Origin of the sequence: Bacillus paramobilis (genome assembly GCF_038096195.1) — a bacterium.
In the GTDB taxonomy this organism is placed as follows: Bacteria; Bacillota; Bacilli; order Bacillales; family Bacillaceae_G; genus Bacillus_A; species Bacillus_A mobilis.
Window position 1 is genome coordinate 3601266 of the sequence record NZ_CP151108.1, and the last position, 22226, is coordinate 3623491.

The following is a 22226-nucleotide window of genomic DNA, read 5'->3' on the forward strand; positions in this document are numbered from 1 at the left end:
TTTCATACTTTGCAAGTTGTCTCACTATGATTAAATTCACCATCTATTTCTACTTGAATGGTGACATGTTCTACATGAAACTTCTCCTTTAATACATCCGTAGCCTCTTTTAATACACTTTGCGTTTCATTATCTTTAATAATCAGATGGCAAGTTAATACTTGAAAATCAGATGTGACAGACCATATATGTAAATCATGAACTTCCTTTACAATCGTAATATTTAATAATGTAGTTTTTACCTCTTCAACATTTATGTGCTGTGGTGCACCTTCCATTAATATATGGACCGTATCACGTGTTACACGCCATCCACTAATAATGACTAAAATAGACACAAGAATACTAGCAATCGCATCTGCAGCAGTCCATCCGAAAAATTTAATACATAGCGCTGCAATAATCGCTCCGACTGATCCTAATAGATCGCCTAATACGTGTAAGAAAGCACTTCTTAAATTCAAATTACCTTTCACATCTCCGCCTCTCATTAATATCCAAGCTGATAAAATATTAACAAGCAGACCAAGTACAGCAATAATGAGCATCCCATTACTAGCAATCTCAACTGGTTCTGTAAAACGGCGAATTGCTTCAATAAAAATGTACACTGAAATGACAATAAGAACGACACCGTTACATAATGCCGCTAACATTTCGACTCGCTTATACCCGTATGTTTTCGCAGCTGTTGCTGTTTTTTCTCCAAGCTTGAACGCAAGTAAACTTAAAGCTAAAGATACCGCATCACTTAACATATGCCCCGCGTCAGATAGTAGTGCTAAGCTATTTGTTACAAATCCTCCAATTACTTCAGCAATCATAAAACTCGTTGTTAGTACGAAAGCAATTAGTAGCGCCTTTTTATTGTTAGAATGACCGTGATCATGTGAATGTCCCATACGAATACTCCTTTAAGTGCAATATCTGTATGTTAGTATGAAACAAACTCCCCATCTTTATCCCGAATTAACGCCCGATTAGTGTAAGCTAATAATCAGTGAAAATGCCCACACACACTGATTAAAGTCTCACTTTATCCCACTTCCTCTGTATACACACTTCGCTATTTTTCAAACAAGTCCTTTTTCTCAACAAAAAATAAGACTACTTCTTTTTCAGCTTCATATTGTTTACTAATGAAAGAAATTTGAGGAGGTTACTAATATGAAACGTTTATTTCTCTGTATGGAGCGTGAACTTGTTGTTGTAAAAGAACGATATGGTAACTATGAAGCATCCTATCACTTACAAAATATGCAGCCTACTTGTATTGCAGTTGATCCATTCCAACAAAACCGTGTATATTGCGGAACATTTGGACGAGGTTTATGGTTAAGCGACGATGGTGGAGATTCGTGGAGACCGATTGGAGATTCCTATCGTTACTTTGATTTCCCTAAAGAAGATGGTATTCTGCACTCCTCTATCACTTCCATAACGATAAGCTCAAATGAACAAGTTAATAGCTATGGCGTCGTTTATGTCGGCACAGAACCGAGCGCTTTATTCCGTTCAGAAAATGGTGGTGAAACGTGGACTGAACTTAAAAATATGAAATCATTATTATCTTCTTATACGTGGGCTTTTCCGCCTAGACCTTTCACCCATCACGTTCGCTGGATTACAGTTGATCCAAACACTCCAAAGACAATCCATGTTTCAATTGAAGCAGGTGCTGTTATTCAAAGTAATGATAGAGGGCATACATGGATGGATAAAAAATTCGGTGCTCCTATCGATGCGCATCAATTGCTTATGCACCCTGAAGCTCCAAATCGCCTTTATGCATCATGTGGTGATGGCTTTATGGGCGGACCTGATCGCGCATACCTTGAAAGTTATAACAGCGGAAACAGCTGGATCTCATGCAGTGAAGGACTTGAACACCATTATTTATATAGCATGGCTATCGATCCGGCTGATTGTGATACAATTCTCGTTTCTGCCGCACCGAGTGCTGACCTCGCTCATCACCGTATTCCTTATGAATCTTATATTTATCGAAAAACGAAAGATACTCCTTTCCAGCAAGTACAGCAAGGACTACCATCTGCAATCGGTACAGTCATTTCGATGTTTGCGACAAACGAAGCCGAACCACATACATTTTACACTTTAAATAACAATGGCGTGTTTCAATCCAATGATAGCGGCGAATCTTGGGAACAACTAAACATTCCGTGGAAAGATGAGTATAAAACGCAGCATCCGCATGCATTAATCGTTACTAGTTCTTAACGAAAAAAAGACTGCCTAACGGTTTTAGGCAGTCTCTCTTCTATTTCTTTAAATCAATTACGATATCATCTAGAACAATATCTTTGCTCTTCGCTTCTTTATTCGGCACTTCAATTTTCTTCTCTTTTCCATTCACATACTCCACTCCACCATGATTTTCAGGTGTATGAACTCGTAAGTGTACGCGAGGTGTAACGATAAGTTTTGTTGCATTTTCGTTTAATTTTTGGAATGTGGAACTCCAACTACTTTTATGCGGTTCTGCTACTGTACTAGTTCCGCCATTTCCTTCACCTGCATATTTATTTCCTAAATCATCTTTTATTTCTAATTCTACATCAGCGCTATCCCATATACTTCGTAATGCCTTAGATTCTTCCTGATTGTAAAAAACGATAAAGGACATAGGTGTTACTTCCATTTTGTCTATATTTACTTTTATACCTTCTTTTTCGGAAACCCCATTAACCTTTACTTCCTTACTATCCATCGCCTTTAAAGTAAGAGCAAAATTCCAATTCCCTTTTATAGATTTCTTTTCCTCATACATATTTATTGCCTCTATATCCCACCAAACATTTGCAACATCTAACCTTTCACTACCATGACCACTCATCGTAGTCATACCTACATATTTTCCCTCTCCAACTTTTGTCACGTCTGAACTACCTCCTCCGCCATTAAAGCCCATCACTTGCGGACTTCCAAATGGGAACGGTTTCTCTCCTAAATCTTTTTCGCTTTCAATAGAATATGTTATTGTAATTGTTCTACCATCGAACACAGCATCATTAATTGTAACCTTAACCCCATTACTCTCCCTCGTCATATTCAATTCAGTCGAAAACTCTTTATAATTTTCATATAACCCTGTTCTACCATCATCTAAAAATCGGAATATATCTCCTACTATAGGAAGACCTCCCGCATAGGTTGGAAAACCGATACCAAGCGTTGCAACTGATAATCCTACTAAAATAGATGCAACAGCAACGCCTTTTTTCCAACTTTTCATCTTTTTCTTCGTTCGTATCGATTGTTTTAAGTTACGCTTCACTTTTTCTTTTTCAATTTCAGAAGCCTCAATTCCCTCAAGTTCTTTCTCATCTATATCAATATCATTTAATAGTTCATAAATGTCTTTCATATGGCACTACCTCCAAAACTAATATTCGTAGCATTTTGTTGTAACTTCTTTTTCCCACGGTACACACGATTATCGATCGCTGCCCGAGTTAACCCTAACTTATCTCCTATTTCTTCTGTCTTCATACCGAGAAGATATTTCATAATGAACACCTTTTGATCTAACGGTTCTAATTGATTAATAAGCTTCAATAACTCTTCCCTATCTTCCATAACGATTAATTCATCTTCCGCTGACTTTTCCGTACTAATATGAAACTCATCTGAAATAATTTCTACTTTTCTAGTCGCTTTCCGGTAATAATCAATCGCTTTAAATTTCGCAATCGCCGCAATCCATTTTTTAAAATCACTCGGCTCTCCATGAAATTTATTTGCGTTATTCCAAATGGAAAGAAATATATCGTTTACACATTCCTCTATGAGTCCATCATTTTGAACTGGAAGAAGAACTTTGTGCGTTATTCCTTTTATGAGTGGTAAATATGTATCGACAACAAATTCTAGCGCATCTTCTTTTTGCCGTTGTAATCTTTTTATAAAATTTTTCTCATTTGATTTCATGTAGTGATTCCCCTTATTTTTTTGTAAAAGCTTTTACACCCTATATAACGTCTTACAAAAAATTTTCTCTCATCTTTTTTATTTTTTGTATGTTATGGAATACTTTCCCTAAGCCATTGTCTCACATAACTATGTATTCAAAGAAAATTTTCTCAAGTCTGCCTTTTAATTCATGTAGTACACTATTTATGTAGTAACTTTTTAACTTAGTGTACATTTTATTTCATTAATCTACTTTTCAACATTTTAAATTAGGAGATGAGATGTGTATGTGTGGAATTACAGGTTGGGTAGATTGGAAGGAAGATCTTTCAAATCAACATGTTATTTTAGAAAAGATGGCAAATAGTATTCAGCATCGTGGTCCTGATGCTGAAGGATTTTGGTTTTCACCTCGTGCGGCCTTTGCACACCGACGTTTAATTGTTATTGATCCAGAAGGCGGGACGCAGCCGAAGACATTTCGTGCTGGTGATTATACGTATGCTCTTACTTATAATGGAGAAATTTATAATTTCCGTGAACTGAGAGAGCAACTCGGGAAATGTGGTCATGCATTTGAAACGCATTCAGATACAGAAGTGTTACTACATGCTTATTTAGAGTGGAAAGAAGATTGCGTACAACATTTGAATGGAATTTTCGCTTTTGCCTTATGGGATGAGCAGAAACAACAATTATTTTTAGCGCGTGATCATTTAGGCGTAAAGCCACTTTTTTATACAGAAAGAAATGACAGCATTATTTTCGGATCTGAAATAAAAGCATTATTAGCGCATCCATCTGTCCCTGCTGAAATTGATGCGGATGGCATAAATGAAATATTTGGGTTAGGCTTATTTCGAACTCCAGGGTGTGGCGTCTTTAAACATATTCAAGAAGTGCGTGCTGGACATTGTATAACGTTTACACGTGATAAAAAAGTAGTTACGAAGTATTGGAATTTAGAAAGTAAAGCTCATACAGACTCTACTGAAGATACAGCATCACATATTTTATCTATTTTACAAGATACAGTAAAAAGACAATTAATTGCCGATGTTCCTCTCGTCTGTATGTTATCAGGAGGACTAGATTCTAGCGGGATTACTGCACTAGCGGGGAAAGAATTTGCTGCTGAAAATAAAACACTTCATACGTATTCTGTTGATTTTGTAAATAGCGCAAAAGATTTCGAGCTAACATTTGCTCGCACTGGTTTAGACGCTCCTTGGGTAAAGCGCGTTTCTAAACATGTAGGGACATCTCATCATGATATTATTGTGAATGCTGAAGAATTAGCAAATCACTTATTCGTTCCCCTCCGTGCAAAAGATTTGCCGAGTGCTGGTGAAGTGGAAACTTCACTATATTTACTATTTTGCGAAATGAAAAAAGATGCAACTGTAGCTTTATCTGGAGAATCTGCTGATGAAGTATTCGGCGGGTATCCTTGGTTTCATCAAGAAGAATTACTATATGTAGATAAGTTTCCTTGGCTAACAAATTGGAAAAATACATCTCCTCTTCTACTAAATGAAGTAAGTAACCAATGTAATCTAGAAAACTATATTGATACACGATTCCAAGAAGCGATACTTGAAGTACCTACTCTTGAAGGCGAAATTAAAAAATCTGCGAAACAACGCCAAATGTTTTATTTATTTTTAACGAGATTTCTTCCATTCTTACTTGACCGGAAAGACCGTATGAGTATGGCTGTAGGATTTGAAGTTCGTGTACCGTTTTGCGATTATCGATTAGTTGAATATTTATGGAACGTTCCTTTCAACATAAAAAGCATTGATAATATTGAAAAAGGCATTTTACGTAGAGCACTGAAATCTGCTTTGCCTGATGATGTACGGAATAGAAGAAAAAGTGCTTATCCAACTTCACAAGATCCACATTATTTACAAACAATCCGTCATTTATCACTCGACATGTGCAGTAATAAAAACAATCCTATTTTCTCACTTATTAATCATTCCACATTACTTGCCATTGCCGATCAAAGTAATAAAGACATTAACAATTTTGAAGCAAGAAGTGCTATGGAATATATGCTTCAAGTAAATGAATGGTTAAAAACGTATCACATCCATATCGCTTAACAAAAAGGAGCTCAAGGATAAAAACCTTGAACTCCTTTTCATATTAATTAGCGCATCGTTTATTTTCAGTATCGATAGACCATCCAATAATTGTGGCACAATCTCTACCTTTCCACTGCAGTACATTTGTTAATACTGGCTCAATCTGCAAACTATTTCCGTCGTGCAATATTTCTACTAAAGATTGATCATCATCAAACCTTCGTTTATCACACTCTAAAATACCGTCCGTTGCCATTACAATGTGATTTATTCCTTTTTCTAATCCTCTTACACCTGACGTAAAACAAGGGGTATTTGCTGCGAAAATATTTTTCCTACCGATATATTCGTAATTCTTCCGTTTATTTAATCGCCCTTTACCATTCTTCGTTTTCTCAGAATGGAATAAATATGCGAAGCAATCACCAACTGATAACCAATATAAAAATTCATCTTTTCGCAAACAAATTAAGCATGCAAGTTCTTCATCATCTTGATCACATTTTTCAATAAACAACTCATCTGTAAATAGCGCTAATAAGTACATATGTGTATGATGAAAAGCTAAATGTATCGGGTAGGAAAATAACTCTTTTAGTTTCTCTTTTCTTTCTGAAATGGCTTCTATTATATAATCAATATTTTTTGTTTTGTGATGTGTATCAAAAATCATAACAAATTCAAATTGCAATTCAGGATCCCACCAAGCAAGTACCGCATCTCCTCGTTCATATGCATCACTTTCTTGATTTCCCCCATATACGCCGACTGAAAGAGGACCACATTTTTCAACATGTATTTCATCTACATACATCTGTTCATGACTCATCCATTTGAATGTATTCACAGCTATCATCCTCTCTCTTGCTAAATGTATACCTTTACACATAGATTACCTTATATTTCAATAAAAATAAACTTTTTCAACATTTTCCATCCAAATAAAAGGATTTTACTTCTATACTCACGAATATATCTTATTATACGATATAAAAACAGGAGGATTTATCATTATGAAAGACATGAATCAACATTGGGAGAGTATTTATTATCACTTACGATATGAGTATGAAGACAACCTTTCTCATCAAGCTATTCGTATTTTACAACTCATTTCTCGTGAGAAAGATATAACAATTGGAAAATTGGCTACTGGGCTTAGTCTCTCCCATAACACAGCGTCTGAACACGTAAAGCGCCTTATTCAAAAAGGATTTATCATGAAAGAAAGAAATAAACAAGATGAAAGGGTTGTAAACCTTACATTAACAAAAGAAGGCATTGAAGGATTAGAAAAGCATACTTTACTAGATAAAGAAAAGATAAAAATATTAGAATCGCAGTTATCGAAAGAAGAACAACAATTAATCGAAAAAGCCTTTTCTTTATTAGCGAAGGAGGCAAAATATGCATTTCCTCGTTAAGGTAATCGTTTCCGCACTTATTATCGGCGTTATTACTGAAGTCGCTAAACATTATAGTACGATAGGTGGCTTTATCGCTGCCCTTCCACTCGTTAGTTTACTAAGCCTATTTTGGATTTCTTTCGAAGGCGGGAACAAGCAAGAATTAAGTCAATTTGCTATAGGTGTATTATATGGATTTCCTGCATCCGCACTACTATTATTTATCGTCTATATTGGGTTAAGAAACTCATTTTCACTTAGTGTATCTGTCCTGTTCGGTATAGGTGTTTGGTGTATTGTTTTTGCTTGTCAAAAATTATTTCAAGCTTAGTTAGGAGGGTTTATTATTTATAAACTTGTAGAGGTATTGGGGCAAACTATAGAAGTATATATAGCAGGAAGTAGTAAACAAACGGTAGTCATTCAAACCGGAATGGGTTGCTCATTTTATGATTGGCTCCCTATTATAGAAAAACTTTCACGACATTTTACAGTCGTTTCATACCATCGCCCAGGTTACGGAAAAAGCGAACTAGGAAATCATTCACGTACTACAAAACAAGCAACAAAAGAACTTCATATGCTACTACAAAAACTAGATATTCACGCGCCAATCATTCTAATCGGGCATTCCTATGGCGGCTTATGCGCACAGCATTTTGCGATGTTACATGAAGAGAAGCTGCAAGCACTTATTTTAGTTGATTCTACTTCTATGAACTTACAACGATTAGATGAGCTTCATTTACCAATTTCTGATCTGACTGACTCGGATGATATGTGGCTTCAAAAATATAATACATACTCCAAAATGAATGTAGACATGCTTTATAATGAACTAAAACCTATACTCGTTAACCAATCAAGACAGTACATTGAATTTTCTACCTCTCCTCTATTATATAAAGCAACAGCTTCCGAACTATGTGAGTGGAAAAATTGTGCTCGCTCAATAAAAGAGCTATATAAAACATTAAAAGTACCGTTAATCGTTATCGGTAGAGACCCTCAATTTTCTATTACTCAGTTGACTGAAGGCGGCATGCCAAAAGGGGAAGCGACGCAACTTGAATCAATGTGGCAAGAACTAATTCATGAACAATCACAACTCTCAATACATAGCCAATATATACTTGCCGAACATGCTGGTCACGGAATCGAAATTGATCGACCAGATATTATTATTGAGGCTGTTCAATCTCTATAAATAAAAAAAGGAAGCAACTAAAGCTGCTTCCTTACTTATCTATTCATAATCTTCTTCATCATCGATTTCTTCGTAATACGAATTCCCATTACTTACATATATAGGGCCATTCGCAACATCAATACGTAATACCCATGCCCATGGCACAGCTAAACGCTTATGTATTGCTCGCCAAAAGCTCATTGATTTTCTTTCGTACTCCTGGAACTCCTGAAGTAACTCTTTGTAGGAGGAACCGTCTAACTGAATATTTGCTTCTAGCAAACGAGAATGGGCATAGTACTGCAGCTCTAGTTCAGCAGCAATTTCCATTTCTTCTTCCGTTGCCATACCAATAATTGTTCCATCTGCTGGTGCAATTTCATATACGTTGTGAACTTCAATAAGCCCTTCTTTCTCTTTCTCAAACATGTAAACAGCCTCCTTTAACACATAATTTTTATGTTACAAAGTCATACTTCTACAATAACTTCTCCCTTTCCTCTTTTTTTGATAAACTTTTACAAATTATTTATCTGATGACCCGTATTCTCTATCCTTTCGGCAGAAACTAAATCTTCATTATGAAAATTCAACTTAAATATATCGGGCATACGAATTGTTTTCCAAAATTGAAAATCATATTTGGAATCAAAATAATGCATTAGTAATACCATAATATTCCCATGAGTACCTATTACAATATTCTTGCCTTTATATTTTTTTAATATACTTTGCATACATGTTACAACGCGTCTTTGTGCTACATCATTTGATTCCCCGCCTTCGTATGCATAATTCCAATCTCCCCACACTTTCTGCATAGCATCATTAAAATCCTGTACCGGCTCTGTACTTAATAACCTTTCACGTAAATCTTCTTCTATTTGTATCGATACATGATATGTATTCGCAATTCCTTGTACCGTTTGAATCGCCCTTTTATACGGACTAGAAATCACAACATCAATATGCTTATCTTTTAATAAGCGTGTTACATTCTCTACATCTAAGTACCCTTTTTCAGATAAGGGACGTACCCTTTCGTCTTTTGTATATATAGAGTGAGCATGGCGAACAAAATATATTGTCGTCATTCATTCATCCCCCTTTTCTGTTTCTATCCAAATTCAATACATTACCATCAAATCCCTTTACCTTTATAATAAGCGCTGTCAAATTTGAATGTTGATTTTCATATTAATAAAAGGGAAACACCTCTATGGTATTTCCCTCATTTAAAATAGACTACATTCAATTAAATACTTTATCAATTTTATTTCTGTCGTATTCTAATATCCAATCATTATATGTATGATAAATACCTCTAATTGCATTAGGAGAGGTAGCTAATACATCACAACCCCTATCATCATAAACGTGAAATATAGTATTCTTGTTAATATTTATGAAATACACCCTATGAAAAATACACGGTTTTATTCCCATATCTTGATTACAAATTGCTTTTAGCATAGGAATGTATTTCAAGTTTGAAACTTTACATTTCAAAGAATATCTATGAGTTTTATATACCCCGTCTTCATCGTCTTCTGGAAAAATATAAGGGATTGTATTTTTCTGTAACTTAAACAAATCGGACTTCTCTTTTACATACTTAGAAAAGATATTCAATTTGTGTTTGAAAGTTTCACCGTCTGCATAGTCATTTACATCCACTACGATATAAATATCATCTTCTGTTGCATGTAAAGACTGAAATAAAGTAATCGCTCTATTATAAACGCCTTCTAAATATGGGCAGTTTTCATAAATGTTATTGCGATCATAGTTCACACCTAATCTAAAGCGAATACCAATATCCCCATTATAAAATAGAGGTGGTCTAAGTTCTAAATTTGGAAACGTTTCAAGCATATACTCATTCAACCTCATCTCAACACCTACCTTTAATAGCATCTTGTTTACATAATAAAATTATTCTATTATAATTTATTTTTGAATTCCTCACTTGTTATAATGTCTCGAATAAAATAATCTACATTATTTCTCAGCTTTTGGTATACAACTTGATCTTCTATATCGTTAAACATAATGACAGCTTCTACCTTATTACCTTTTTTATCTGTAGTATACAAGCTTTTGGTCAATACGAATGCGGTAGAACCACCTTTTTGACCAGCATATTCGAACTTACTATTTTTAACTGTTCCTTTGAAAACATTCTCGATTTCTTCTTGCATTGGTTTTGGAAAATAATTTCTACTATTTATCTTTTCCATTATACTCATATAATCTTTAGCGTTTGCACCCACTAATCGATCTGACCAAATTCGCTGAAATTCCATATCTACTTTTAAGGGGATATCCCGTTTTTTCCATTCTTCTTCATCTTTCATCCATTCATGAATTTGTAAAACATGTTTATTATACTCATCCTTTGACATGTTACGTATCATTTCTAACGATTGATTTTCTGGCTCATGAAGCTCTTTTTCTACATACCCTCTCATATATAGTGATGCAGTATATGAAGTGAACTTGTCATGACTAATAAGCTCTAATTCTTTTAAACTATCATTTACTCTTTCTATTCCAAGCTTATCTAACAAATATGTTGTATTTGCATTAGAACTATAATGTATCATTCCTTTAGCGACTTCTTCTAAAGCAATTTGTCCATTTTTCACTAATTCTCTCGTTTTGACATCTTCTAACCAGTCAGGATGTGCTCCACCATCAGTATTTTTAACGTAATACTTTTCTAATTCATGCAATGGAATTTGTTCATCACGACTTATTTTTCCTTCTGACACTTGCTTAGCAAATTCAACTGCTATTACAATTTTGGCCATACTCGCTAATGGCAATTTTACATCTTCATTTATAGATGTTATTACGTCCCCATTTTTTCTAATTAGTAATGAACATGTTTTATCACCTTTATGTTCTTTTATGTACTGTAATACGTAATTAGGATCTTCTTTTGACAAATAGTACTTCATAATAAAAAAGAAAGCTATAACGGCTACTATAATAACTCCTGCAACAATTCCTATAATCTTTAATATGTTCACAATGTGCCCCCTTTACTAAATTCCCTTCTATATGATTATAACGAATACAATTACAAAATTATACAAACAAGAGTAACTCTTCCTAAAAAAGAAAGAGTTACTCTATTTCACATGATGTTATTTGTCCATTTAACGTAACAATTATATTTGAGTCGTCACTTTCTTTAAAACCTTTTAATCGATTAGAGTTAGGAGGACCAATTACAACTGACTCCTTAATTGGCGAAAGGTCCTTTCCTAATTTTTCCGCATTTACACCGTATGCAGCTTGGAATACTTCTGGCGGTGTTAATCTAAGTATGTCTGATCCTTCTGCTGTTTCAAACTGATCGTTATTGAAAAACAAATGTAATTGTACTTCTTCTGTTACCGCTGTGATCCAATGCCACCATCCCATTGGAATAAAGACGGTTTGCCCCGCTTTTACATGATAATTTTGCAATTGATTCGTTTCCGGATTTAAGATAGATGTAATTGCTTCTCCTGATACAACAACATCTAATTCCCACGCATTCGGATGCCAATGTGGTTCCCGCATGTGCCCTTTTGTCATAAATAAATCGACAAACGCTCCACCGATCATTGCTGGTAACTGCGTTGACGTAACTTCATAGGCAACGTTTTTCTCATCTCTTTTAAAAAAGATGTTTTTTCTCGAATCAAAGAAAAGGTTTGGAGTTCCTGAACTTTTCTTTAAATTTTTATTATCTGGAACATAACCTGAACTACTCATTTTATCCCTCTTTTCCACTCCGAACATTTCTAGTTTCACACTGTATCGTATGGAAAAAATGTATGAATGTGCCTATCATTCACATAACAAAAAAACATGCCTTCATAAGGAGAGCATGTTTTGTGATATTCTTCACATTATTTAGTTAAAAAATAAATTTTTTACTTACCATGATGTAACATTAAATCACTAAGTTCTTCTTCAATGTGATTTAATTTCGCAACGCCTTCTTTCCATTTATGAATATAACGTGAAACCCCAACGAAAAATAAAATGATAATTGTGGAAAGAATAATACCATACACGATTGTTACAGTACTCATAGTTACACTTCCTTATAATTAGTAATGTGGTTATTAGTTATATTTTTATTATAAACCTTTTTCTCTTAAAATACTTCGATTTCAACTTTTTGTAACAAAATTGATTTTTCTAATATTTCATTCGTAAAAATGGCATATTTTTCACAAATTATACAAAACTTCACCATATGTACTATTACCATATGAGTTATATTATTTAATAGGAAAAAGGGGATGATATACTATGACGACTTGGTTTATTGTTATGTTAGTTGTATTTGGAGCATTTAAAATTATCGTTTCGAGCCTTCCTAACACTGTTATTGAATCCATTATTAGCAAGTACGAAACACATCCGCAACTTGAAGAAGAGAATGCGACTGTTACAATCAATGGAAATAACTTAGAAGGCGAACAAAAATCCAAAATTATTCATGATTTTAACGAAGGTTTATTTTTAGATCGCTATTATGCACCGCCACACAATGAGGGCACGCCTTTAATTATCAATGCAAAACGTGGTAAAAAAGATTTTATCTTTTACATTTATAGTCATGAAGAGCATGTTGATGTTGTAAAGCAACATAAAAAGAAAGTAGTTGCTTATAGTTTACGCTCTAAAAACCTTCAAAATAATGATATGTTCGTGTCAGCTGATTTAGCTTAATACTCATATATTAGAAAAAGGAATCCATGGAATATGGATTCCTTTTTACTATTCACTGAAAAATAAGCTCTGTCTTCAAACTATCTTTCGGTAACAACCATCCTTTTTGTTCTAAACTCTTCATTAATAATTCTCTTTGTTTTGTTGCAATACTTTCCTCTTTTGTTTTAAACGATACTTCTATTACGAAATCATCTTCTATTTTCCCTGTATTACTTAGTGGCCAAACTTCAATATTCGTTTTAATATTTTCAAATTCAGCTGTATACCGTTTCATTAATACAGGACCGTAAATACGAGAATTGTTGAGCATTTCTTCTCCCCAATTCGTATACAACCATTTGTTCATTTTCCCTGGCAACTTTTCTATTAACATGTTTTGAGCATCTCGTTCGTTTGGTAAATCAAGTACTCCATACCCTTTAGCACTGTAGCTTTTCTTATTTGAAATACTTAACGTTTTCTTCTCAAATCCCCAATCTATTTCTGCCTCATAGTTATCAGTTTTACTATCAAATCCATCCTTTTTAGCCACTTCTAGTGCATCTTGAATTACACCATTTTGAATGGGATATCTTTTTTTATATGTTAGCTCAAAATCTTTACTAAATTCTTTCTTTCGAATTCTCGCAAACCAACCTTCATTACTTAAATTTTTATTTGCCGTATCTAAAAATTGCACTTGTATTCTTTCATAATTTGTACCAGCCTTGAAATATTCGAGTACCTCTTGATTTATCTCTTTGTTATAACCTAATACTTGTTCTGGTTTTAATAATAATTTCACTTCAAAACTAGGTGTCATCGGACTGGCAGCAAACCCTTCCTTAACGTTATAAAGGAAACAACAAAAGAAAATGCTTACGAATACAAATACTTTTTTCATATACCGATCCCCTTTACATTTTAAATGACTTCTATACGCTCCATAGTAAGTGAATACACATTTTCATACCCTGCTATGCTAAGCTTTTCCTGCAAACGATCCGTATCCTCTTTTAAAGCGTGTACTAACACCGTATGTTCTGGTAATAATGTATTTAACATCTCTTTCACATCTCTTATACTTTGGTGAACTTTATATGGAACTCGCTTCACCCTACATTCTTTACCTACACGTTCTTTCAAAACTTTGTATGCAAAACTCCCTTTAGCAATATGTCCAGTAAATATAATGGAATTTCGTTCTTCATATCGCAGTTGTTCATAATATAACTGCGCTCGTTTCGTTTGCATATTCGCATCACTCATTACAACTATTCCATAACTATTTTGCGTACCGACGTCATGATCCATAACGATTATGTTTCTTTTTAAACTCTCCATAAGCCCTTCAAGTTCTTCATTATTTTTGATCCAATCTTTATATACGAACATCTCTTGGAATCCATCCAAAATTTCTTGATCTACTATAATGGGAAGTTCTTTATATTTTTTATACAAATACAATACGATATCTTGCGCCCTACCAAGCGGTGGCAATGGCAATAATGCTATTCCTTTTTTTTGCGCAACTCGTTCAATTTCTGTACACAGTTCGTTTATTCGTTCGTGTTGCGAAACATCATCAGTATGATAAGCGGCATCTACGATTGCGACTTTTATATCGCCGCGCAACTTCTCAGGTAAATTAGCTCGTAGTATGTTAGACTCTGCTGAATAATCGCCAGAATAAAATACATATGTATGACTCATGTCCACTAAAAACCAAACAGCCCCCAATACATGCCCACTATACCCCCATTGAAAACGCAATGTAGGAGTAATCTGTATCCATTCATTTGGATTACTAATCTCATCAATATATACATAATTTAAATCTTTAACATTTTGGTCGTTATAAGGTACATTCCAACCTTGCGTCAAATTATAGTTTCTCCATTTTTCATAATAAGCGGGAAGTTGCTCCTTCGTATAACGAGTCGTCCAAATTTTTTTCTTATATCCATACTTTGCTAATAAAGGTAATCCCATCGTATGATCTTCATGAATATGTGATAAAAATACTGCATCTAAAAATGGTACAACTTCCCTCTCTATTTTTGGATAACTATCCTCATATGACCGATTAATACCACAGTCAAATACTATTTTCGTCTCTTTATTTTTTACGAAGTAGCAGGAACGACCATATTCCCCCGCTCCTCCCCATACTTCTATCCTCATCATGCTACCCCTTTTCGTTTTTGCTCCATATGTTGCAGAAGTAATAAACATACTGTTGTAAGTCCAACTGAAACGACAGCCATCGCCATCCCAATAGATACTTCTCCTTGTTCAAATTGAGCGAAAATAAATGTTGCTGACGTTTCTACTGATGGAGGTAGTACGAGAAGCGATGCTACTAACTCTCTTATCGAGATTGTAAATGTCATCGCCCATCCAGCAAGAATGCCCGGGATAATAAGAGGTAATATTATTTTTCTAAAAATATAAATATAATTCCCAGAAAAAATACTTCCTGCCTGTACAAGAGAATCATCAATTTGCCCGAGCGATGATTTTACATACTGCACCGTATAAGGTAAAAAAAGAACGACGTACGTTACGATAACCATGACGGGTGTATTGTAAATTGACAGGGGCATATAGGGTGAATTCCAAAATAAAATAAGCCCTACAACCATCACGATTCCTGGTACCATATTCGGTAACATACCGCACATATCAAGCCACTTTTCAGAGGACTTTTTCCCTTTTCGAATCATAAGCGCCAAAAAGACTCCAATAGTAGCAGCAATAATCGCTGTTATAAGTGAAAAAAGAAAACTGTTCCATAAAGCCTCTAATCCTGGAGATCCAATTGTAAACAATGCTTCATAATGGCTCGTTGTAAAGTTGTTTATATGTAAGCCGCCGCCTCTTAATTTTGACAAAGAAGCAATCAGTATAGAAAAATACGGGATCCCAATTGATACAATTAATAAACCAATTACATAAAACCATGCTACAACCCTTGTAAATATAGACAAAGTATACCTTTTAGATTTCACGCCTTTTCCACTAACCATTGCATATGAATACTTTCGATTCAATACATTTTGCATATACCAAATGAGCATACATGCACTAAGCAATAAAGAAGATAATGCTGTTGCACTACTAAAATCAATCGGCCAACTCGAAATAAATTTATGAATCTCTGATGTTAATACATGAAATCCTATTCTACGTCCGAATGTAGCCGGTGTTCCAAATTCAGCAATCGTCTTTACGAAAATAAGTAAAGCACCCATTACATAACTTGAAACTAATAATGGCAATATTATTTTTCTTAAACGGTAGAAAAAGCCTCCGCCATGAACTGCTGCAGCTTCTTCTTTACTACTCCCAATTTGAAGTAACGTGTTTTTCAACATGAAGTAAAGAAATGGGAATAAATGCAGACTCATAATTAAAACCATACCACCTAAACTGAAAAACGAAGATGAAATCGTCTTTAGCATCGGGAAAAACTGCTCGAAATAGCCGTTCGGTTGCATGAACAAAATCCAGCCCATCGATCCAATATACGGCGGTGTCATAAATGGAATCATAAAAACAATATCCAATTTACTATACTTTCCAACATCTGTTTTGCTCATAATGAACGCTAATGGAAATGCAAATATGGTTGCTCCTATTACTACGAGTACACCTAAAAGCATCGAGTTTAGAAAAATCCCAGCTAACCCACCATTCTGCATCACTTCAAAAGGCTTTAAAAAATTCCAACTACTATTTTCATATACACTAGAAAATAAAATGAGAAAAAGCGGAATGACGATTAACATCGCCACAAGTAACAGCGCTACCGTCATTCCAATTTGCCGTACTGATACGAATCGATTTACCATGTAATCACCATCTTATTGAAATACTTTCTTAAATTGTTTTCCTATTTCATCTTGTTCTTTCTCAACTGTTTTCCAATCAATATGTAATACTGGAATCTCTTCTACATTCGGTCTATTTTCAGCTTTTATATCTGTTCTGCCCGGTAATAAATACGCTTTAGACACTTGTTTTTGCACATCCTCTGATAATAAATAATCAATAAACTCTTTTGCACCTTCTACATTTTTACTATCCTTCATAATCCCTGCTGCACGCGGGCTAATAACTGTTCCGCTTTTTGGATAAACAATATCAACCGGTTCACCCTTTGCTTTTGCACTGTACGTCATATAATCAACACCAGCAATGACCATGTCTTTTGCACCTGTTACTACTGGATCTAACGCTTCTTGATTTGCCCCCGCTACTGTAACTTCATTTTTCTTAAGCTGTTCAAATAAATTCCATCCATCTTTTCCATTCTTTTTCACATATCCTGTTACAAAGTCTAAAGCTGAACCTGAAAGTGCTGGATCTGGAAGATTCACTTTTCCTTTCCATTCCGCTTTCGTTATATCACTCCAATCTTCAGGTGCTGTCTTCACATTTTTTGTGTTATACACAATTCCTAACGCTGAAGCACTATATCCGAAATAATGTCCTTTATCGTCCGACCATTCAGAACGAAGCTTATCAGCTTGTTTCGCTTCTTTATAAGCTAACGTTTGCCCATCCTTTTTTAATCCTTCCATCGCTGGTAATGAGGCAAGTACGACTACGTCAACGACTGGATTTTTCTTTTCAGCTTCCATTCTCGCTAAAATCTTACCTGTTGTTCCTTGAAACATTTCTACTTTTATACCTGTTTTCTTTTCAAAGTCCTTTTGAATCTTTTCTGCTAATCCTTTTGGTCCTGCACTATATACAACAATTTTCTTTTCATTCATATTTTTACTTTTTGCATCTGCATTTCCTGTCTTTGAACTACACCCTGTTACTACAGCTGAAAATAATAAAGTACATACAAATAAAGACTTAAGCGAACTGAATTTCTTCATACGATTCTCCCCCTATATGATGAATACATTTTTTTGGCACATATAACGATACTGGTTTACCGATGCTTAATTTACTATTGTGATAAGCTGTCCATATCCCAAGTACACCCATGTTTACTTTCATTTCATACCGTTCTCCTACATATGTAACGTGCTGAATTTCACCTGTATACATTTCGCTCACTTCATTTTTCGTCCAACTTACATGTTCTGGACGAACCATTTGTTTCCCCTCTACAAGCCAATTGGCTTTACCAACAAATTTTGCAACAAATTCATGAGATGGCTTCACATAAATGTCTTCTGGTGTTCCTTTTTGTAATACTTCTCCTTGTTTCATGACAATAATTTGGTCTGACATTGACATCGCTTCTGTTTGGTCGTGCGTGACATACAATGCCGTTAAACCGATTGAATGAACGATATCCATAAGCTCTAATCGCATTTCTTCTCTCAAAATTGCATCGAGTGCACTCAGCGGTTCATCAAACAAAATAAAATGCGGTTTTGTTACAATCGCTCTCGCAAATGCGACACGTTGCTGCTGTCCACCAGAGAGTTCATGCGGATATCTTTTCTCCATCCCTTGCAGGCGAACTCGCTTTATTGCATCTTCTACTTTTTCCCGTAATTGATTCGTTTGCTTTGTAGCCCTTAAACCAAATGCAACATTTTCAAATACAGTCATATGCGGCCATAAAGCAAAATCTTGAAATACCATCCCGATATTACGTTCATGAGGAGATGTTCTTATTTTTTTGGTTGAAGAATACATGCACGTATCTCCAAAATATATTTCACCTTTATCTGGCTCTTCAAGTCCTGCAATCATTCTAAGTAAAGTCGTTTTCCCGCATCCAGAAGGTCCTAACAGTGTGGTGAATTCACCTTGTTTCATGACAATTTGTAACGGTTTTAACGCCTGCGTTTTTCCAAACATCTTTTCTAATCCATGAATTTTAATATCCATCGTTTCACCTCTCTCCTCTCACTCTTAACCTGCTTTCATTCTATCTGGAAGATTTATACTGAATGTTAATGTACTGTAAAGATTAAATTAAAAAACTTCTAATAAACTATTTATTTCTATAGATTTTTTCTATAGTTAAAATAAAAAAGGCGGCAACTCATAATGAATCTCTTAAAATTAGAAATTGTAGTGCTTATTAAGAAGTATAAAAAACTTACGATAGTTGCAGAAAAACTTGGTGTTAAACAACCTACTATTACATTCCATATAAAAAGCTTAGAAGAGGAACTTGGTGTTCCTTTATTTGAATTACGTTCAGGAAGATATTTCTTAACAGAGGCTGGTGAGGCATTGCATCATTATGCTTGTAAAATAGATGCACTTATGAAAGAAGCTAGACGGGTCACGCAAGAGTTTAAAGATTTTCATAAAGGTGCTATAACAATTGGCGCTAGTTATGTACCAGCGACTTATCTTTTACCAGAAATTATTCACCAATTTCAATGCGAATTCCCAAATATAAAAATAACAATCATGGTAAAAACAGCTCCTGAAATTCGAACGATGCTACAAAATCATGAAATTGATCTCGGGGTAATTTCTGCGGCACCGTTTGATGAATCACTTTTAAAAGAAACAAAAATAATACCTGATACACTTGTTCTTGCTTTCTCAAAAGAACATCATTTTTCCAAAAAAGAAAATGTATCATTACAAGATATCGAAAAAGAACGTATACTATTGCATCGTAACCCATCTACAACGAGAGATTTACTTACGCAATGGATGTTAGAACATAACATTACGTTCCAATCTGAAATTGAATTAGATTCATTAGAAACGATGAAACAAATTTTAAAGTATGGTAATGGAGTTGCTTTTATTTCTAAACTCGCTATTGAACAAGAAGTACACCGAAATGAACTATGCTACATACCCATCCCTGGATTTGAGTTTCAACGTAACATTTATACGATTCATCATGAGGACAGATGGAATTCTAAAATTATTTGTTTTTTACTACATAACATCACTTCTTATGCCGCAAAAAATTAAAAGGCTGTCGTTATGCACGACAGCCTTTTAAACTATAACTCTATTTATTTTTCTTCGCTTCAATTTTTGCTTGTGCCTCTTCAGCCTTATCTAATGCTTCTGAAACTTTTTTCTCTTTTTCTTTCACATCATCTATACTATCGACAGCTTTAATGAGTTTATCGATTCCTTCTTCTTCTACTTTTCTCCGCTTTGCTACTCTTTCATTCACTTTCTCTTCTACATCTTTTGCTTTTTGAAGCATATTCTCTGCATTTGGTGTTACAGCTGTTTCAAGTGCATCATCTTTTTTCATTTGCAACACTTCATTTGCAATGTCTTTCGCTTCTAAATACTTACCATCTTTTAATGCTGTTGCTCCGTGATCCATTTTCTCGGCCATTTCTTTATATGATTTCGCTTCATTTCCTGATTTTTCTTTTTCCGCTTTATCAAACCACATCGTTGCATCACTATATTTTTCATCTTTCAATGATTGCATACCTGTATCAATATATGTGTCATAATTACTACATCCAGCCATTACGACTAACAGAAAAAGCATAACAAAACTTAATTTTTTCATGATGTTTTCTCCTTTTCTTTGCCTGCTCACTTTACTGTAACACACATGAAAAAGAGTTTCAAAAACTAAAATACTAATTCGGTCATTTTTATTATGATAAGTCAAATTTTTATTATTTTCTTGTTTTTAAGCCGACACATCTACTTGTTTTTTCGCCATATGTTGCTTTACTCCAACTAATACAACTAACAATAAACCTCCACCTATCGTCATCATAACAATACTAGTTGGCAACATATCTAATAATAATCCATATACAATCATACCGAGTGGCGCGATTGCAGTAGCAATTGTTTCAAGTAGACCAAACACACGTCCTAAGTAGCTCGGATCTGTCGTTTTTTGCATATGTACTTGCATTGGAATATTTACAATCATAATTGCTATACCCGTTAACATCATAAAAGCAATATAGTAAATAAAACTTGCCACTTTTGGAATCGTAACTAACAACGGGAAGACTGTACATAAACTTAAACCTGCAAACAAAAACAGTCCTGTATAAATAGAACGAAACGGATTATTCACTTCTTTACGCACTGATAAAGCAATCGCCCCCATTAGCATCCCGACCGCTAACATTCCCTCTACAGTACCGAGTTGCCTTGAAGATAAATGCAATGTATGGACGATAATATATGGAAGTGCAACGGTTAGCCCACACGCAAAAAAGTTTACCCACAGTGCTATTTTCATTAAACCATATATTTCATGTTGTCGTTTTACATATGAAAAACCTTCTTTTATACTCGTCAAAAAGTGCTCCTTACTTTCAACCATTTCTTTTTTATATAAATCAAATACGATAAATAATTGCAAAATAACCGCTAAAAAGAACGTAATACTATTTAATAAAAAGAACGACTTAATGGAAAAGAAACCAAATACAACTCCGCCAATAATTGGCCCTAAAATATTTGATAAAGAAGCTGCCGTTTGATTTAAAGCACTCGCTTTTTGAATACGTTCCTCATTTACTAAACTCGGAATAGACGAAGTTAATGCAACAGAATAAAAACTGGCACAAATTGATAATAATGCTGCTGAAACATAAATAAAAAGAAGTGATGGTCCAAATATAGTAGCAAGAATAAACATAATAAGCATCGTTAAGCTACTTAATAAATCAGTGCCAATAACAAGCCATTTTCGATTCACACGGTCAGCTACAGCACCCGCAATCGGACCACAGATCATCCTTGGAAGTGATCCACAAACGAGTGTAGTTGCAAACCCCATCCCTGAACCAGTAGTCTTTAAAACGTATAACCCCATGGCAAATGTATAAATTCCTGCCCCTAATAAAGACGTCATCTTTCCAATCATCATTAAAATAATATTTCTTGTTGCAAGCTTCATTCTTGTATCATGTTGTCCTATACTTACATCTCCCATAATGACTC

General features: G+C 34.6%; 25 protein-coding genes. 7 read left to right on the plus strand and 18 right to left on the minus strand.

What is annotated here, in order from left to right:
• Positions 1 to 2: 2 nt before the first annotated feature.
• Positions 3 to 902 carry a cation diffusion facilitator family transporter gene (locus AABL52_RS18315; RefSeq protein ID WP_341518144.1) on the minus strand — a complete coding sequence of 300 codons (900 nt, stop codon included), beginning with the start codon at positions 900 to 902 and terminating at the stop codon, positions 3 to 5.
• 265 nt (positions 903 to 1167) lie between these two features.
• Here AABL52_RS18315 and AABL52_RS18320 point away from each other — a divergent pair, with 265 nt between their 5' ends.
• The gene (locus AABL52_RS18320) at positions 1168 to 2241 is read left to right on the plus strand and encodes a glycosyl hydrolase (protein ID WP_341518145.1); all 1074 of its coding nucleotides are present in this window, start codon (positions 1168 to 1170) and stop codon (positions 2239 to 2241) included.
• A gap of 40 nt (positions 2242 to 2281) precedes the next feature.
• Here the strand turns inward: AABL52_RS18320 and AABL52_RS18325 are convergent, their stop codons facing one another.
• Both AABL52_RS18325 and AABL52_RS18330 read right to left on the minus strand, forming a co-directional pair.
• The gene (locus AABL52_RS18325) at positions 2282 to 3388 is read right to left on the minus strand and encodes a DUF4179 domain-containing protein (RefSeq protein WP_341518146.1); all 1107 of its coding nucleotides are present in this window, start codon (positions 3386 to 3388) and stop codon (positions 2282 to 2284) included.
• Entirely contained in the window at positions 3385 to 3951 is a 567-nt protein-coding gene (locus AABL52_RS18330) for a sigma-70 family RNA polymerase sigma factor (RefSeq protein WP_000840022.1), read from the minus strand. The genes AABL52_RS18325 and AABL52_RS18330 overlap by 4 nt, the downstream gene beginning before the upstream one ends.
• A gap of 269 nt (positions 3952 to 4220) precedes the next feature.
• Here AABL52_RS18330 and asnB point away from each other — a divergent pair, with 269 nt between their 5' ends.
• Positions 4221 to 6044, plus strand: coding sequence for an asparagine synthase (glutamine-hydrolyzing) (gene asnB, locus AABL52_RS18335; protein WP_341518147.1), 1824 nt, complete (start codon positions 4221 to 4223; stop codon positions 6042 to 6044).
• Positions 6045 to 6087: 43 nt separating this feature from the next.
• Here asnB and AABL52_RS18340 read toward each other — a convergent pair whose 3' ends face one another.
• Positions 6088 to 6915: a protein phosphatase 2C domain-containing protein gene (locus AABL52_RS18340; RefSeq protein ID WP_097843278.1), complete on the minus strand. Its 828-nt coding sequence runs from the start codon at positions 6913 to 6915 to the stop codon at positions 6088 to 6090.
• A gap of 124 nt (positions 6916 to 7039) precedes the next feature.
• Between AABL52_RS18340 and AABL52_RS18345 the strand changes: the two genes are divergently transcribed.
• Genes AABL52_RS18345 through AABL52_RS18355 form a run of 3 tightly spaced genes read left to right on the plus strand, consistent with a single transcriptional unit; the run spans position 7040 to position 8639 of the window.
• Positions 7040 to 7450: a MarR family winged helix-turn-helix transcriptional regulator gene (locus tag AABL52_RS18345; protein WP_341518148.1), complete on the plus strand. Its 411-nt coding sequence runs from the start codon at positions 7040 to 7042 to the stop codon at positions 7448 to 7450.
• Positions 7434 to 7763 carry a DUF3147 family protein gene (locus AABL52_RS18350; RefSeq protein WP_144564686.1) on the plus strand — a complete coding sequence of 110 codons (330 nt, stop codon included), beginning with the start codon at positions 7434 to 7436 and terminating at the stop codon, positions 7761 to 7763. The genes AABL52_RS18345 and AABL52_RS18350 overlap by 17 nt, the downstream gene beginning before the upstream one ends.
• A gap of 36 nt (positions 7764 to 7799) precedes the next feature.
• The gene (locus tag AABL52_RS18355; RefSeq protein WP_000531691.1) at positions 7800 to 8639 is read left to right on the plus strand and encodes an alpha/beta fold hydrolase; all 840 of its coding nucleotides are present in this window, start codon (positions 7800 to 7802) and stop codon (positions 8637 to 8639) included.
• 39 nt (positions 8640 to 8678) lie between these two features.
• Here AABL52_RS18355 and AABL52_RS18360 read toward each other — a convergent pair whose 3' ends face one another.
• From AABL52_RS18360 to AABL52_RS18390, 7 genes are all read right to left on the minus strand, one after another.
• Entirely contained in the window at positions 8679 to 9050 is a 372-nt protein-coding gene (locus AABL52_RS18360; RefSeq protein WP_000461767.1) for a hypothetical protein, read from the minus strand.
• 89 nt (positions 9051 to 9139) lie between these two features.
• Positions 9140 to 9715 carry a histidine phosphatase family protein gene (locus AABL52_RS18365; protein WP_097843281.1) on the minus strand — a complete coding sequence of 192 codons (576 nt, stop codon included), beginning with the start codon at positions 9713 to 9715 and terminating at the stop codon, positions 9140 to 9142.
• 157 nt (positions 9716 to 9872) lie between these two features.
• Entirely contained in the window at positions 9873 to 10514 is a 642-nt protein-coding gene (locus AABL52_RS18370) for a DUF3885 domain-containing protein (RefSeq protein WP_341518149.1), read from the minus strand.
• A 50-nt stretch (positions 10515 to 10564) separates the two neighbouring features.
• Positions 10565 to 11656: a serine hydrolase gene (locus AABL52_RS18375; RefSeq protein WP_341518150.1), complete on the minus strand. Its 1092-nt coding sequence runs from the start codon at positions 11654 to 11656 to the stop codon at positions 10565 to 10567.
• A 97-nt stretch (positions 11657 to 11753) separates the two neighbouring features.
• Complete coding sequence (locus AABL52_RS18380; RefSeq protein WP_341518151.1) at positions 11754 to 12389, minus strand: cupin domain-containing protein; 636 nt, start codon at positions 12387 to 12389, stop codon at positions 11754 to 11756.
• A gap of 161 nt (positions 12390 to 12550) precedes the next feature.
• Positions 12551 to 12712 carry a hypothetical protein gene (locus tag AABL52_RS18385; protein ID WP_000109005.1) on the minus strand — a complete coding sequence of 54 codons (162 nt, stop codon included), beginning with the start codon at positions 12710 to 12712 and terminating at the stop codon, positions 12551 to 12553.
• A 65-nt stretch (positions 12713 to 12777) separates the two neighbouring features.
• Positions 12778 to 12894 carry a hypothetical protein gene (locus AABL52_RS18390; protein WP_002011946.1) on the minus strand — a complete coding sequence of 39 codons (117 nt, stop codon included), beginning with the start codon at positions 12892 to 12894 and terminating at the stop codon, positions 12778 to 12780.
• A 41-nt stretch (positions 12895 to 12935) separates the two neighbouring features.
• On the opposite strand from AABL52_RS18390, the gene AABL52_RS18395 reads away from it, so the two are divergent.
• Positions 12936 to 13358 carry a YfmQ family protein gene (locus AABL52_RS18395; protein ID WP_097843285.1) on the plus strand — a complete coding sequence of 141 codons (423 nt, stop codon included), beginning with the start codon at positions 12936 to 12938 and terminating at the stop codon, positions 13356 to 13358.
• A 52-nt stretch (positions 13359 to 13410) separates the two neighbouring features.
• Here AABL52_RS18395 and AABL52_RS18400 read toward each other — a convergent pair whose 3' ends face one another.
• Genes AABL52_RS18400 through AABL52_RS18420 form a run of 5 tightly spaced genes read right to left on the minus strand, consistent with a single transcriptional unit; the run spans position 13411 to position 19202 of the window.
• Positions 13411 to 14244: a hypothetical protein gene (locus AABL52_RS18400; RefSeq protein WP_000755323.1), complete on the minus strand. Its 834-nt coding sequence runs from the start codon at positions 14242 to 14244 to the stop codon at positions 13411 to 13413.
• A 20-nt stretch (positions 14245 to 14264) separates the two neighbouring features.
• Positions 14265 to 15527 (minus strand): MBL fold metallo-hydrolase, encoded by a 1263-nt coding sequence (locus AABL52_RS18405; RefSeq protein WP_033656023.1) that lies wholly within the window; start codon positions 15525 to 15527, stop codon positions 14265 to 14267.
• Entirely contained in the window at positions 15524 to 17194 is a 1671-nt protein-coding gene (locus AABL52_RS18410; protein ID WP_000248141.1) for an ABC transporter permease, read from the minus strand. The genes AABL52_RS18405 and AABL52_RS18410 overlap by 4 nt, the downstream gene beginning before the upstream one ends.
• Before the next feature lie 12 nt (positions 17195 to 17206).
• On the minus strand, positions 17207 to 18232 hold the full coding sequence (locus AABL52_RS18415) for an ABC transporter substrate-binding protein (RefSeq protein WP_341518153.1): 1026 nt from the start codon (positions 18230 to 18232) through the stop codon (positions 17207 to 17209).
• Positions 18210 to 19202: an ABC transporter ATP-binding protein gene (locus AABL52_RS18420; protein ID WP_000351782.1), complete on the minus strand. Its 993-nt coding sequence runs from the start codon at positions 19200 to 19202 to the stop codon at positions 18210 to 18212. Before AABL52_RS18420 ends, AABL52_RS18415 begins: the two co-directional genes overlap by 23 nt.
• 162 nt (positions 19203 to 19364) lie before the next feature.
• Here AABL52_RS18420 and AABL52_RS18425 point away from each other — a divergent pair, with 162 nt between their 5' ends.
• The gene (locus AABL52_RS18425) at positions 19365 to 20258 is read left to right on the plus strand and encodes a LysR family transcriptional regulator (RefSeq protein ID WP_341518154.1); all 894 of its coding nucleotides are present in this window, start codon (positions 19365 to 19367) and stop codon (positions 20256 to 20258) included.
• 40 nt (positions 20259 to 20298) lie between these two features.
• On the opposite strand, the gene AABL52_RS18430 is transcribed toward AABL52_RS18425, so the two are convergent.
• Positions 20299 to 20823 (minus strand): DUF4398 domain-containing protein, encoded by a 525-nt coding sequence (locus AABL52_RS18430; protein WP_000736422.1) that lies wholly within the window; start codon positions 20821 to 20823, stop codon positions 20299 to 20301.
• A gap of 126 nt (positions 20824 to 20949) precedes the next feature.
• Positions 20950 to 22218: an MFS transporter gene (locus AABL52_RS18435; RefSeq protein WP_000503117.1), complete on the minus strand. Its 1269-nt coding sequence runs from the start codon at positions 22216 to 22218 to the stop codon at positions 20950 to 20952.
• Positions 22219 to 22226 lie beyond the last annotated feature (8 nt).

Bases quoted from the DNA above. Each gene is read 5' to 3' on its own strand.
- AABL52_RS18315 (WP_341518144.1), bottom strand. From the start codon at position 902: ATGGGACATTCACATGATCACGGTCATTCTAACAATAAAAAGGCGCTA.
- AABL52_RS18320 (WP_341518145.1), top strand. From the start codon at position 1,168: ATGAAACGTTTATTTCTCTGTATGGAGCGTGAACTTGTTGTTGTAAAA.
- AABL52_RS18325 (WP_341518146.1), bottom strand. From the start codon at position 3,388: ATGAAAGACATTTATGAACTATTAAATGATATTGATATAGATGAGAAA.
- AABL52_RS18330 (WP_000840022.1), bottom strand. From the start codon at position 3,951: ATGAAATCAAATGAGAAAAATTTTATAAAAAGATTACAACGGCAAAAA.
- asnB (WP_341518147.1), top strand. From the start codon at position 4,221: ATGTGTGGAATTACAGGTTGGGTAGATTGGAAGGAAGATCTTTCAAAT.
- AABL52_RS18340 (WP_097843278.1), bottom strand. From the start codon at position 6,915: ATGTGTAAAGGTATACATTTAGCAAGAGAGAGGATGATAGCTGTGAAT.
- AABL52_RS18345 (WP_341518148.1), top strand. From the start codon at position 7,040: ATGAAAGACATGAATCAACATTGGGAGAGTATTTATTATCACTTACGA.
- AABL52_RS18350 (WP_144564686.1), top strand. From the start codon at position 7,434: ATGCATTTCCTCGTTAAGGTAATCGTTTCCGCACTTATTATCGGCGTT.
- AABL52_RS18360 (WP_000461767.1), bottom strand. From the start codon at position 9,050: ATGTTTGAGAAAGAGAAAGAAGGGCTTATTGAAGTTCACAACGTATAT.
- AABL52_RS18365 (WP_097843281.1), bottom strand. From the start codon at position 9,715: ATGACGACAATATATTTTGTTCGCCATGCTCACTCTATATATACAAAA.
- AABL52_RS18370 (WP_341518149.1), bottom strand. From the start codon at position 10,514: ATGAGGTTGAATGAGTATATGCTTGAAACGTTTCCAAATTTAGAACTT.
- AABL52_RS18380 (WP_341518151.1), bottom strand. From the start codon at position 12,389: ATGAGTAGTTCAGGTTATGTTCCAGATAATAAAAATTTAAAGAAAAGT.
- AABL52_RS18385 (WP_000109005.1), bottom strand. From the start codon at position 12,712: ATGAGTACTGTAACAATCGTGTATGGTATTATTCTTTCCACAATTATC.
- AABL52_RS18390 (WP_002011946.1), bottom strand. From the start codon at position 12,894: ATGGTAATAGTACATATGGTGAAGTTTTGTATAATTTGTGAAAAATAT.
- AABL52_RS18395 (WP_097843285.1), top strand. From the start codon at position 12,936: ATGACGACTTGGTTTATTGTTATGTTAGTTGTATTTGGAGCATTTAAA.
- AABL52_RS18400 (WP_000755323.1), bottom strand. From the start codon at position 14,244: ATGAAAAAAGTATTTGTATTCGTAAGCATTTTCTTTTGTTGTTTCCTT.
- AABL52_RS18405 (WP_033656023.1), bottom strand. From the start codon at position 15,527: ATGATGAGGATAGAAGTATGGGGAGGAGCGGGGGAATATGGTCGTTCC.
- AABL52_RS18410 (WP_000248141.1), bottom strand. From the start codon at position 17,194: ATGGTAAATCGATTCGTATCAGTACGGCAAATTGGAATGACGGTAGCG.
- AABL52_RS18415 (WP_341518153.1), bottom strand. From the start codon at position 18,232: ATGAAGAAATTCAGTTCGCTTAAGTCTTTATTTGTATGTACTTTATTA.
- AABL52_RS18420 (WP_000351782.1), bottom strand. From the start codon at position 19,202: ATGGATATTAAAATTCATGGATTAGAAAAGATGTTTGGAAAAACGCAG.
- AABL52_RS18425 (WP_341518154.1), top strand. From the start codon at position 19,365: ATGAATCTCTTAAAATTAGAAATTGTAGTGCTTATTAAGAAGTATAAA.
- AABL52_RS18430 (WP_000736422.1), bottom strand. From the start codon at position 20,823: ATGAAAAAATTAAGTTTTGTTATGCTTTTTCTGTTAGTCGTAATGGCT.
- AABL52_RS18435 (WP_000503117.1), bottom strand. From the start codon at position 22,218: ATGGGAGATGTAAGTATAGGACAACATGATACAAGAATGAAGCTTGCA.